This window comes from Terrabacter sp. Soil811 (genome assembly GCF_001429655.1).
Lineage (GTDB): Bacteria > Actinomycetota > Actinomycetes > Actinomycetales > Dermatophilaceae > Terrabacter.
Map to the genome: position 1 here is coordinate 740,676 of NZ_LMSX01000007.1, position 11,566 is coordinate 752,241.

10 protein-coding genes are annotated in these 11,566 nt (G+C 72.0%); 6 read left to right on the forward strand and 4 right to left on the reverse strand.

What is annotated here, in order from left to right:
• Nucleotides 1-23: 23 nt before the first annotated feature.
• From ASH01_RS10315 to ASH01_RS10325, 3 genes are all read left to right on the forward strand, one after another.
• Nucleotides 24-656 (forward strand): N-acetyltransferase, encoded by a 633-nt coding sequence (locus ASH01_RS10315; protein ID WP_156415522.1) that lies wholly within the window; start codon nucleotides 24-26, stop codon nucleotides 654-656.
• A gap of 77 nt (nucleotides 657-733) precedes the next feature.
• The gene (locus ASH01_RS10320; protein ID WP_156415523.1) at nucleotides 734-1,768 is read left to right on the forward strand and encodes a hypothetical protein; all 1,035 of its coding nucleotides are present in this window, start codon (nucleotides 734-736) and stop codon (nucleotides 1,766-1,768) included.
• Between the two features lie 35 nt (nucleotides 1,769-1,803).
• Nucleotides 1,804-3,729: a penicillin-binding transpeptidase domain-containing protein gene (locus tag ASH01_RS10325; protein ID WP_056775058.1), complete on the forward strand. Its 1,926-nt coding sequence runs from the start codon at nucleotides 1,804-1,806 to the stop codon at nucleotides 3,727-3,729.
• A gap of 141 nt (nucleotides 3,730-3,870) precedes the next feature.
• Here the strand turns inward: ASH01_RS10325 and ASH01_RS10330 are convergent, their stop codons facing one another.
• Nucleotides 3,871-5,835 (reverse strand): N-acetylmuramoyl-L-alanine amidase, encoded by a 1,965-nt coding sequence (locus ASH01_RS10330; RefSeq protein ID WP_082619650.1) that lies wholly within the window; start codon nucleotides 5,833-5,835, stop codon nucleotides 3,871-3,873.
• A 234-nt stretch (nucleotides 5,836-6,069) separates the two neighbouring features.
• Between ASH01_RS10330 and ASH01_RS10335 the strand changes: the two genes are divergently transcribed.
• The gene (locus tag ASH01_RS10335; protein ID WP_156415524.1) at nucleotides 6,070-6,696 is read left to right on the forward strand and encodes a hypothetical protein; all 627 of its coding nucleotides are present in this window, start codon (nucleotides 6,070-6,072) and stop codon (nucleotides 6,694-6,696) included.
• Nucleotides 6,697-6,826: 130 nt separating this feature from the next.
• On the opposite strand, the gene ASH01_RS10340 is transcribed toward ASH01_RS10335, so the two are convergent.
• Entirely contained in the window at nucleotides 6,827-8,884 is a 2,058-nt protein-coding gene (locus ASH01_RS10340) for a M4 family metallopeptidase (protein WP_056775063.1), read from the reverse strand.
• Between the two features lie 246 nt (nucleotides 8,885-9,130).
• Complete coding sequence (gene mobA, locus ASH01_RS10345) at nucleotides 9,131-9,766, reverse strand: molybdenum cofactor guanylyltransferase (protein WP_156415525.1); 636 nt, start codon at nucleotides 9,764-9,766, stop codon at nucleotides 9,131-9,133.
• 38 nt (nucleotides 9,767-9,804) lie between these two features.
• Between mobA and fdhD the strand changes: the two genes are divergently transcribed.
• Nucleotides 9,805-10,653 (forward strand): formate dehydrogenase accessory sulfurtransferase FdhD, encoded by an 849-nt coding sequence (gene fdhD, locus ASH01_RS10350; protein WP_056775390.1) that lies wholly within the window; start codon nucleotides 9,805-9,807, stop codon nucleotides 10,651-10,653.
• 35 nt (nucleotides 10,654-10,688) lie between these two features.
• A complete protein-coding gene (locus ASH01_RS10355; protein ID WP_056775067.1) occupies nucleotides 10,689-11,027 on the forward strand; it encodes a YciI family protein in 339 nt (112 codons plus the stop codon).
• A gap of 109 nt (nucleotides 11,028-11,136) precedes the next feature.
• Here ASH01_RS10355 and ASH01_RS10360 read toward each other — a convergent pair whose 3' ends face one another.
• Nucleotides 11,137-11,487, reverse strand: coding sequence for a VOC family protein (locus ASH01_RS10360; protein WP_056775070.1), 351 nt, complete (start codon nucleotides 11,485-11,487; stop codon nucleotides 11,137-11,139).
• Nucleotides 11,488-11,566: the final 79 nt, after the last annotated feature.

An 11,566-nucleotide genomic window follows, 5' to 3' on the forward strand; every position in this document is an offset into this window, starting at 1 on the left:
ACGCGGCGGGTTTGATGGACGCCGTGCACCCCATTGCCGAAGTCCTCAGCAAGGCCGCAGGCGGCGACTTCCCGACCGTCGACGGCGCGTGGCAGCGCGTCGAGCCGTGGCGGCCCGGCGTCGAGGGCGTCGTCGCCTTCACCGGGCACGCCTACCTCGCCGTCGACGACGACGTCTCGGACGGCACCCTGGACTCCCTGAGCCCGGACGGCTTCGGCGGCGCGAGCAACCCGCGCCTCGTCTCGCGCCTGGCCGGCACCGGCTGGATCGACGCCCTCGACCTCATCCTCGTGGCCCGCGGAGCCGGCGGCGAGCCCGCGCTCGTGCCGCGCAGCGACCTGCGCAACCACCCCCGCGCCCAGCACGCGACCTCCGTGCGCAGCGACGTCACGACCTTCGGGTATGCCGCCCCCGACGACCACACGCTCGTGACCCTCTCGACGGGGCTGGGCGGACTGCCCGAGGTGGGCCTCGAGACCGATCCGTCCAAGGACCACGTCGGGACCGACGTCGTCCGCGACGCCCTGACCCTCATCGACGAGGGCGACGTCGTCGTCGCGGCCTGCGCGCCCGGCAACGCCCGCGCCCTGCGCGCGTTCCTCGCGGCCGGCTTCGAGCCGGTGGCGTCCGTGCAGCTCTGGCGCCCCGAGCGCTGACCCCGACCGCTGACCTTTGTGGCGCTCGAGCACGCCGACGATTGGCGGATGTCGGTCAGTCATGATCGGATCTGCGCGTGGACACCGGCGTTGGCGTGGGCAGTGAGGCACACCGTCGGCCTGCGCGTGCCCACCTGTGGCCGGTCCTCCCTCTCGCGGCGGCGGCCTGGTGGGTCGGCGGCGCGCTGCCCTGGATCCTCGACGGGCTCGGCGCGCGCTCACCACGAAACTGGCCCTACGACGTCGCCACGGGCTCGGCGACCGACGGCTACATCAGCCTCCTGCCGTTCATCACGGCGCGCCTCGGGCTGCTCCTGACGATCACGCTCGTCGGCGGCGGCCTCGCGGCCCTCGCGACGCTCTGGGTGCGTCCCCGCGCCGGGCGACGGCTCCGGGTGGCCGTGCTCGCCACCCTGGGGGCCCTCACGTCCGGCGCCTACACGATCGCCCAGTCGGCGGGGGCCACCCGCCAGCTCGGCAGCGACTTCGACCGCGACGACCGCGTCATCGTCGGCGTCCTCGCCGTCGCGGTCCTCGGCACCGTCCTCGGTCTCGTGCTCGGGCTCCTCGTCGCCCTCGGCGGCCCGGTGCTGCGAGCCCTGGCCGCCGCCCCGCTCGCCGTGGCTCTCGGCAGCTGGGTCAGCGCCGTCGTCGTCGCCCTGCTCGGCCTCCAGCGGTCGCTGGGCCTGCTGCAGTGGAGCTCCGTCGTCGTGGGCGTGGCCGCGGGTCTCGCCCTGGCCGGCCTGGGTCTGCGCCCGGCCCGACGCCTCGTCGCGTGGCTCGCGGCGCTCGTCCTGCTCTCCGTCTGCGCCGCCGGCCAGACCGCCTTCTCCTACCTCGCGTCCTACCTGCGGCCGCGCTCGGGACTGCCCAACGGGCTGCGCGACCACGTCGAGGCGAGCCGCGACGTCTTCCTCGCCGCTCTGTCGCCCGCCAACCAGGCCTGGGGCGTTCACCTCGTCGCGCTCGTCGTCGGCCTGCTCGGGTCGCTCGTGCTGTGGCGCCGGCCGCGCACGCCGCCCCGCGGCGGCGCACGCCAGGCACCCGGCCAGGCCGCCCGGCACACGCCCGCTCCTGCAGACGATCGTCACGCCGGCGCCACGACCTCATGACACGGCGGCCGCGGCCCGGCACGTACCGTGGAGCCATGCTCAGGGGATCTCGTGCCAGGACTCTCGTCGCCGTCTCGCTCTCGGGGGTGCTCGTCGGCACGCTCGGCGCCGGCTGCTCCCTCTTCGACTCGCCGCCGAAGCCCGACGACACCGCTCGTGCCCTCGCCTCGGGGCTGGCGAGCGGTGACCTCGGCGCGGTCACCTTCAAGAACACGACGCCCGCCAAGGCGACCGCCTTCGTCAAGGCCGCCTACAAGGACCTCGGCACGCTGCGTCCGCAGGTGGCCCTCAGCGAGATGAGCCACACCGAGGGCTCCGACCACGCCACGGCCACGCTCTTCAGCCGCTGGGACGTCTCGACGTCCCCGACCGACTGGACCTACGAGACGCAGGTCGACCTGAGTCTCGTCGACGACCGGTGGCGGGTGTCCTGGACGCCCGGCGTCGTCGCTCCACAGCTCACCTCCGACGAGACCCTCGACCTCGCCCGCAAGTGGCCGCGGCGGGCCGACATCGTCGACTCCTCGGGCGGCAAGATCATGACCGAGCGCGAGGTCGCCGCCGTCGGCATCGACAAGACGAAGGTGTCGGGCGCCGAGGCGACGGCCGCGGCGAAGAAGCTCGCCGCACTCATCGAGATCGATCCCGCCCGCTTCGCGGCGAAGGTCGAGGCAGCCGGCTCCAAGGCCTTCGTCGAGGGCGTCACCCTGCGAGCCACCGACCCGATCATCGAGGAGCGGGGCGCTGCGATCGAGAAGGTCACGGGTGCGCTCACCGTCCCGGCCCTGCAGGTGCTCGGCCCGAGCCGCACGTGGGCCGCCCCGATCCTCGGCACGGTCGGCGAGGCCACGGCCGAGCAGATCAAGGCCTCGAAGGACGCCCTCGAGGCCGGCGACACCGTCGGCAAGAACGGCCTCGAGTACCGCTACGACGCCCGGCTACGAGGCACGCCCGGCCTGGCGGTCCACGCCGTCAAGCGCGGCGCCGACGGCAGCGCCCTCGACAAGCGCGAGCTCTTCGCCGAGCAGTCGACCGAGGGCGAGCCGTTGACGATCACCCTCGACCCCAAGGCCCAGTCCGCGGCCGAGTCGGCGCTCGCCAAGCAGACGAAGCACCCGACCGCGCTCGTCGCCGTCCGCGTGTCGACCGGTGAGGTGCTCGCCGCGGCCGTCGGGCCTGCCGCTGCCGGCACGACCCTCGCCCTGGCCGGCAAGGAGGCGCCGGGCTCGACGTTCAAGATCGTCAGCTCGCTCGCCAACGTGCGCAAGGGCGCCACGGCCGACGCGTTGCTGCCGTGCACCGAGACGCTCACCGTCAACGGCCGCCGGTTCAGCAACTACACGACCTACCCCAAGGACAAGCTCGGCGACATCCCGATGCGGACCGCCCTCGCCTACTCGTGCAACACGGCCTTCATCAGCCAGCACGAGAAGGTGAGCCAGGACGAGCTCGTGTCCGCCGCGCAGTCGCTCGGCATGGGCGAGAAGCTCGACCTGCCCTTCACCGGCTTCCTCGGCTCGGTGCCGACGACCGACGACGTCGTCGAGCACGCGGCGTCGTTCATCGGGCAGGGGCGCGTCGAGGCGTCACCGCTGACGATGGCGATCGTCGTCGCGTCGGTCATGAAGGGCCAGACGGTGCGCCCGCAGCTCGTGGCCGGCGCCCCCGCCCTGCCCAAGCCCGCGACGCCCCTCGACCCCACCGAGGCGGGTGTGCTGCGTCAGGAGATGCGTGACGTCGTCACCGAGGGGTCAGGCAAGGTCCTGGGTCCGCTCGGCGTCGAGTACGCCAAGACCGGCACCGCCGAGTTCGGCACGAAGAGCCCGCCCGACACCCACGTGTGGATGGTCGCCGGCCGCGGGGACATCGCCATCGCGGCCTACAACGAGGTCGGGGACAACGGCGTGACGGGCGCCGCGCCCTTCATCGTCAGCTTCCTCAAGGCGTACGACCTCCGCTGAGCCCCCGCCCCCTGACCGTCGAGAGGCCACTTCGTGCCGGTCACGGGCAGTCGAAAGGCCACTTCTCGTGACGAGAAGTGGCCTTTCGACGTCGATGAGGCGACAGATTCTGGCCCCTCGACGGTTGGGTGGTGCCGCTGGCTACTGGGCCGTGACGACGTCCACGTCGGCCGCGCGCACGTAGGCGAAGCGGTGGCCGAGGGAGATCTGGTAGTAGCGGTCCTGACCGACGACGTCGACGTGGTCGTTCGGGGTCCCCAGCGAGAACGTCGAGGCACGGTAGTAGTTCGTCGGCACCGTGAGGTCACCGACGGCGTACCGCTGGCCCGCCGCGAAGGAGTACTGCAGCGGCGCGAGCGCCTGGACCGGGATGCCCGCCGGGTAGGCCGACGCCTCGGGGTAGGCCCGCCCGTAGACGGGGGCCTTGGCCAGACCGGCCTTGGGCACGACGTAGGAGCCCTTGACCGGGACGGCCGTCGGGTCGGACGCCGGGTTGAGGAACCAGCCCTTGACGCCGTTGAACCAGATGGCCGTCCAGTCACCGCTGCGCTCGGCCACGGCGAAGGTCAGACCGGTCTGGGCCCGGGCCCCGATGTCGGACACGTTCGTCGTCGACGCCGCGCCGTTGGACTTGCGGCCGATGTCGTTGACGAGCGGCGCCGTCTCGGACGGCTGGGTGTGCAGGTAGACGAAGTTGGTGCCCTGCGCGCGGCAGGCGACGCCCGCCGTCGTGCAGCCGGTCACCGGCTGGATGTTGTCCTCGAAGCCGGGGAGGATCCGCACGAGGTCCTGGGCCGCACCGGACTGGTGGGCCGAGAGCGGCGCCCCGAGGAGCTGGAAGTAGTGCTCCCAGTTCCAGTAGGGGCCCGGGTCCCAGTGCATGCCGGCGACGCCGCCCGGGGTCGTGGCCGGTACTTGGTCGTGGCCGAAGACGTGCTGCATGTCGAGCGGGATGTCGTACGTCGTGGCGAGGTAGCGCACGAGCCGCGCGGACGAGCGGTACATCGGCTCGCTGAACCACTCGGCGCCCTGGGGCGCGAAGCCCTCGTGCTCGAGGCCGATCGAGTGGCTGTTGACGTACCAGTTGCCCGCGTGCCAACCGACGTCCTGCGGCGTGAGGTGCTGGGCGATGTGGCCGTCGGAGCTGCGCAGGCTGTACTGCCACGACACGTAGGTCGGGTCGCTCACGAGCTTGAGGGTCGTGTCGTAGGTCGCCTCGGTGTCGTGGATGACGATGTTGGTGATCTTCGGCGAGCGCGGACGCTGGGCGAGGTCGTGGTTGCCGTAGTCACCGGCGCCCGGGCCGTACTGCTCGTACGGTGCGGGGACCCACTCGCAGTCGAGCCCGGGCGGGCAGTCGACGGGGCCGCCGTTGGGCTTCTTGAGCAGCCCGAGGCGGTCGACCTGCGCCGTGTCGGCCCTGACGGCCGACGGCAGCAGCGAGACCTCCTTGCCGTCGACGGTGCGGCGCGAGGCGCCGGACGCGATGACGGAGTAGGTGTCGTCGGCGAAGGCCGCCGCGACGTCCTCCTGGGCCGAGCCCGAGGCGTCGGCGACGGCGGCGTACCACTGGCCCGCGTCGGTGGACTGTCCCATGGGCAGCCCGAGGCGCTTCTGCGTGGCGGCGAGCAGGGCCGCACCGCCGCGGATGTTGGCGACCTCGTCGGTGCGCAGTGCGTCCTCGGCGAGGCCGGTCAGCTCCGCGGCGCGGCCGAGCGTGTCGGCCACGGGTGCGGCCTCCGGAGCGGACGGCTCCCCGAGGCCCTTCGCGTCGGCGCGGGTGCCGAGGTCGGCGTCGACGAGGTGCATCGGGCCGTAGCCGCCGGACGTGCTGTGCCCGGGGTTGAAGTCCCAGCGGGTCTGGGCGTACGACACCGCCTCGAGGACCGTGCGCGGCACGCCGTACTCCGCCGAGGCCGCGGCGAAGGCCCGCTCCCGGCTGGCGGGGTCGCTGCCCGAGGCCGAGGCCGACGGGTCCGCAGCCTGCGCGGCCGGGCTCGTCAGAGCCAGGCCGGCGGCGACGGCCGCGACGGCGCCGAGCGCTGCGACGGACCGCCGCGCCCTGCGGCTTCCCGGAGTTCGGTGTGGTGTGGAGATGGGTATCACTCGATGTCCCTTTCATGTCCCTGGTGACCGCAGGACGCCGACCGCCGACGTGGGTCCGTCGGTGCCCGCCTCCGTGCGCATGGGTGCGTCCGGCCCCGAGCCCGACACACACCTCTGACACCGAGCATTCCCGCGCACCCCGAGGCCCGCCACTTGAAACCGTCACCCAAGCGTTGTCCCGATTCCACCGCGTCGGGCGTGCATCGTCCGCCGCGAGGGGCCACCATGGACGTCATGGGGCGCGCAGGCCTGTGCGTGGGGATGGCCGTCGCAGCACTCTTCGTCGGGGGCTGCGGGTCAGCCACGCCCGAGGACGGGTCGACGGGTGAGGTGACCTCGTCGGCCTCGGCGCCCACGTCGTCGACGACCTCGGAGCTGCGCTTCGGCGCCGCCGGTGAGGACGCGCTCGGGTCGTCGTACGGCCCCACGTTCCCGCTGACGTTGCGGCGCACCGGTGGCATCGCCGGCTTCGACGACCAGATCGTGCTCGAGGCCAACGGTCGGGTCCGCGTCGAGACGCGCTCGGTCCACGGTCGCGTGTGCACGCTCAGCGCCCCGCAGCAGCGCCAGCTCGTCACCCTCCTCGCGACGCTCCGCCTCGGCCCCTCGACGGCCCCGCCGCCGACCGACGGGTCCACCGTGCTCGACCCCGACGCCGTCCCCGAGAGCGACCCGATCACGATCTCGGTCACCGACCACCAGGCCCGCGCCATCGACCTCAGCGACCCGTCGCTCGGCGAGATCTCCGGCCTCGTCGGCATCCTCGTCAGCGACGTCACCCTCTCGGCGCCGTCGACGACCCGCTGCACGACGCCGACCACCGCTGCGCCGGGGACGCCGACCACCGCGCCCGCCTCCTGAGCGTCCGCGCGGGCAGGAGCCCCCGCCGCACGCAGGAGGTCGGTATGCCGCGGGGCTGACCCGGCGGCATACCGACCTCTGTGGTGCGTGTCCTTCAGGGCAGCTCACGCGGCCCGGAGTGCTCGGTCCGTCAGAAGTTCGTCGCGACGTCGTCGACGACGAAGCTCGTCTGGAGCGAGGAGTCCTCGGTGTCGGCGAACTTCAGCGTGACGTTCGTGCCCTTGTAGGCCGTGAGGTCAATCGTCTTCTGGACGTAGGAGGCCTTCGGCGTGGACAGGTTGGAGTAGCTCTGCTTCGTCACGCCGTTGATCTGGACGGTGGCCGTGTCGTAGGCGCTCGTCGTCGTGGTCTCGGCCGTGTCGATGCGGATCCAGTAGGTCAGCGCCGGAGCGGTGGCCGTGGCCGGGACGGCGAAGGTCTGCGACTCGTTCTCCGAGCCGGCCGTGCCGTTGCCGCCGAGCCACAGCTTGTACGAGCCACCGTGGGCCGGACGGCCCGTGTTGTTCGTGATCGGGCCCGTCGTGCCGGTCCATCCGGTCTGGCCGGACTCGAAGCCGCCGTTCGTCAGGGCAGCGCCGCCGCCACCGCCACCACCGGTGCCGCAGGTCTCGGTGCTGGCCGGAGCCGAGATGGCGCCCATGGCCTTGTCGACCGCGGTGCACTCGGCCGAGCCGACGCCGTAGAGGTCCTTGGCCGCCTTGATGACGCCGGTGCGGGCCGCCGCGTAGTTGCTGCTCGAGGTGAGGTACGTCGACAGCGTGCGGTACCAGATCTTCTCGACCTTGAGGTGGCCGATGCCGGTCACCGTCGAGGCGTTGCAGGTGGGGCTGTTGTAGCTGACACCGTTGATCGTCTTGGCACCCGAACCCTCGGAGGCCAGGTAGTACCAGTGGTTCAGCGGGCCGGACGAGTAGTGCGGGTCGAGGCCGCCGAGGGAGCTGCTCCAGCAGTCCTTCGAGCCGCCGTCCTTGCTCGGCTTGTCCATGTAGCGCAGCGGCGTGCCGTTGCCGTTGATGTTGATCTCTTCGCCGATGAGGTAGTCGGGGGTGTCGCTCGGGTTGTTGGTGTACCACTCGACACCCGTGCCGAAGATGTCCGACGTCGCCTCGTTGAGGCCGCCCGCGTCGCCGGTGTAGGCGAGGCCCGCGGTGTTCTCGGTGACGCCGTGGCTCATCTCGTGGCCGGCGACGTCGAGCTCGACGAGCGGGGCCGCGTTGCCCGCGCCGTCGCCGTAGGTCATCTGCGTGCCGTCCCAGAAGGCGTTGACGTAGTTCTGGCCGTAGTGGACGCGGCTGCGGGCGCCGGTGCCGTTGTTCCAGATGCCGGCGCGGCCGAGCTGGGTGTTGTAGTAGTCGTACGTCTTGCCGGCGCCGTAGTGCGCGTCTACGGCCGCCGACTGGCGGTTGCTCTGGGCGCCGTTGCCCCAGACGTCGTCGGCGTCGGTGAACGTCGTGCCGTTGCCGCTCGTGGCCTGGTTGAGGTCGGTCGTGTAGTTCCCGTGCGTGTCCTTCATCGTGTACGTCGTGCCGGCGGTCGTGGCCAGCGTGACGGAGCCGACAAAGATGCCGTTGCCGGTGCCCTGCTTGACGTCGTCCCAGCTCGTCAGGGTCTTGCCCGTCGTGGCGTCGACGATCGTGTGCAGTCGGGTCGGGGTCTGGTCGGCCTTGATGCCCTCGGTGATGACCTCGTAGGCGAGCTTGGGGCCGGTGGCCGACTGGAAGACGACGAGCTCACCGGGGGTGGCGGTCTCCTTGTTGGCCTTCGACGCGGCGAGACCAGCCTGGTGCGCCTCGCTCTTGGAGACGCTCGGGGTCATCGTCGCGGGGGTGACGTTCTTGCGGTAGTTCCACGTGACGCTCTTGACGGCACCCGAGGAGTCCTTGTGGCTGACGAAGTCGCCGCCGATGACGCGGAGGCCGTCGAGGGTCCGCTCGTAGCGGACGTGCGTTGCGCCGTTGGCGTCCTGGATGACGGACTTGACGGTGAGCTTCTCGCCCGAGGCGAGGCCGAGGGCGCTCGCGGACGATGCTGCTCGGGACTGCTCGGTCGCCTTGAGGCTCTGCGACTCGGGGGCGGGCGCCTTGTCGCGTCCTGCACCGGCCGCTGCGCCCGCCGGGATCGCCGGCGAGATGGCGAGGGCGAGGGCGAGCAGCCCTCCGGTCGCCAGCCCAGACTTCAGTCGATTCACTGGTTGCTCCTTGTCGAGATGCGGCTCGAGGGCCGCCTGGAGGGAGTTCCGCTCATCTCACGACATGAGATCGGGCCGGAACGAGCGTGACGTTGGCAGCCGCCCGGAACACGGGTCAACGGGGCTTACCAAGTCTTTGCCAAATGCCTCCGAAGTCCGGAGTAGCACTTGGCCGCAGGGGGATTCGCCGCAGGGTCCGACTTGGGCGATCTCCCAGAGTCGCCTGTCGAGGGCCTCAGCCGGCCTTCAGTCGACGCTCGGACGGTGCTCCGCACGGCCGCGCGCACGGTCGCGCGCACGCGTCAGGTCGGCCGGTGTGTCGACGTCCAGCGCGACCCCGGAGGGGTCGTCCACCGACTGCGTGCGTATGCCGTCGGCGAGGTCGCGCATGCTCCTGCCGTAGGGGTCCCCGAGCTCGTCGAGACGCCCGTGCAGGGCGGCGACGCGCCAGGCCGAGCAGAGCCAGTTGGTGCGTCCGTCACGGTCGACCGTCACGGCGAGGTCGGCCGACCCGAGCGCCTCGAGGAGCCGGTCGACGTGGGCGGAGGTGACGAAGGGCAGGTCCGCGGCCAGCAGCACGACGGCATACGGCAGCGGGGTGGCACTCGCGGCGGCATCGGCGACGAGGGCCTCGACGGCGGTGGACACGCCGGACACGGGACCGCCGCCGGGAACGCGCTCCCACACGACGCGTACGCCGTCGGGGACGCCCTGGCCCGGGCCGACGACGAGCGCCGGGCGGTCGCCGGCCGCGTCGAGCACGCGCGCGACGAGGGGGCGGCCGCCGACGTCGAGGACGGGTTTGTGCGAGCCCATCCGCCGGGAGGCCCCGCCCGTCAGGACGACGACGACCGGGGGCGCTTCAGGTGGGCGGGGCGGCACCCATCGGAGTCTGGCACGGAGTCTGGCAGGCTGAGGTCATGGGACGGGTCACGGTACGGCGCAAGGTCACGACGATCGACCTCGCGACCCCATCGTCGACGACGCGCCCCGACACCCTCACGGTCGAGGAGCCGCTCGAGCTGCGGGTCAACGGCTCGCCGCTCACGGTGACGATGCGCACGCCGGGGCACGACATCGAGCTCATCCACGGCTTCCTCATGTCGGAGGGGCTGATCAGGTCCGCCGACGACATCGCCCTGGCGCGCTACTGCGAGGGCGCGGTCGTCTCGGGTGAGAGCGGCTTCGACGAGAACACGTACAACGTCATCGACGTGACGCTGGCGCCGGGCGTGGCAGCGCCGGCCGCCTCGGCCACGCGCGCCTTCTTCACGAACTCGTCGTGCGGCGTCTGCGGCAAGGCCAGCATCGAGCAGCTGCGGGCGCAGTCGGCCTTCGACGTGCGCGCCGACACGACGGAGTTCGCGGCCAAGATCATCGCCGAGCTGCCCGACGCCCTGCGCGTCGAGCAGCGGTCGTTCGACAAGACGGGCGGGCTGCACGCCGCCGGCCTCTTCACCGCCGACGGCGAGCTGCTCGTCGTGCGCGAGGACGTGGGCCGGCACAACGCCGTCGACAAGGTCGTCGGATGGGCCCTGCAGAGCGGACGCGTGCCCGGCGTCGGGTGCGTGCTCGTCGTGTCGGGGCGCGCGTCGTTCGAGCTGACCCAGAAGGCGATCATGGCCGGGATCCCTTGCCTCGCAGCGGTCTCGGCGCCGTCGTCACTGGCGGTGGAGTGCGCCGAGGACGCCGGGATGAGCCTGCTCGGCTTCGTGCGCGGCACCCGCCTCAACGTGTATGCGGGCGCGCACCGGATCACGACCACCTGACCACCCTGACCACCCGAGCGACTGGAGGCCCACCCGTGGCGATCTTCGCGATCCACTACACCTACCCCGACGACGCGACCGAGATGCTGACGATCCGCCCCGAGCACCGCGAGTGGCTGAGCGGGCTCTCTGGGCTGCTCGTCGCCGGGATGTACCAGGACGGCATCGACGAGGTGAGCGAGGGCGAGCCGACCGATCAGGAGGCCGTCAACGCGGCGCTGATCGTGTGCTCGGGCGAGTCGCTCGAGGCGGTCACCGAGGCGTTCGACCAGGACCCCTACTGGCTCGGCGGCCACATTCTGCGCCGCGTCGTGCGCCGGTGGGACCCGCCGCTCGGCCCGTGGGTCGCCGACCCGACCAACTCACCCGGCTGACACCCCGCACCACTCCCCCGGCAACACACCGTGCAGGTCGCGACACACCGGGATCGGACCCGGGTGTGTTGTGACCTGCTCGGTGTGTTGCGGGGGTGGGGGAGGGGGGTCAGAGCTGTTGGGCCAGGCCGACGACGTGACCCTGCGGGTCGGCGATGAGGGCGAACGCGACGCCCGGGACTGTGACCGGATCCTGCACCACCCGGCCACCGAGGCGGGTCGCGTCGGCGATGGAGGCGGTCATGTCGTCGACGCCGACGAAGAACGTGACGAGGTCGGCATCGCCCTGCAGCGGGCTGATCGCCGTGTAGAGCGCGCCCGGGACGCCCGTCTCGACGAAGGTGTAGCCGGGGAAGGCGCCCTCGGTGGGATAGGTCCAGCCGAACAGGTCGCCGAAGAAGGCGCGGGTGGCGTCGGGGTCGCTGGAGCGGATCTCGGCGTGGACGATGGGGTGACTCATGATGACCTCCGTGGGCTCACGGTCACCGGCCGGTGACCGCTCACCTCGATGACGAACGAGCGGCCCGGAAATCGACACG

Bases quoted from the DNA above. Each gene is read 5' to 3' on its own strand.
- ASH01_RS10325 (WP_056775058.1), top strand. From the start codon at position 1,804: ATGCTCAGGGGATCTCGTGCCAGGACTCTCGTCGCCGTCTCGCTCTCG.
- ASH01_RS10335 (WP_156415524.1), top strand. From the start codon at position 6,070: ATGGGGCGCGCAGGCCTGTGCGTGGGGATGGCCGTCGCAGCACTCTTC.
- fdhD (WP_056775390.1), top strand. From the start codon at position 9,805: ATGGGACGGGTCACGGTACGGCGCAAGGTCACGACGATCGACCTCGCG.
- ASH01_RS10360 (WP_056775070.1), bottom strand. From the start codon at position 11,487: ATGAGTCACCCCATCGTCCACGCCGAGATCCGCTCCAGCGACCCCGAC.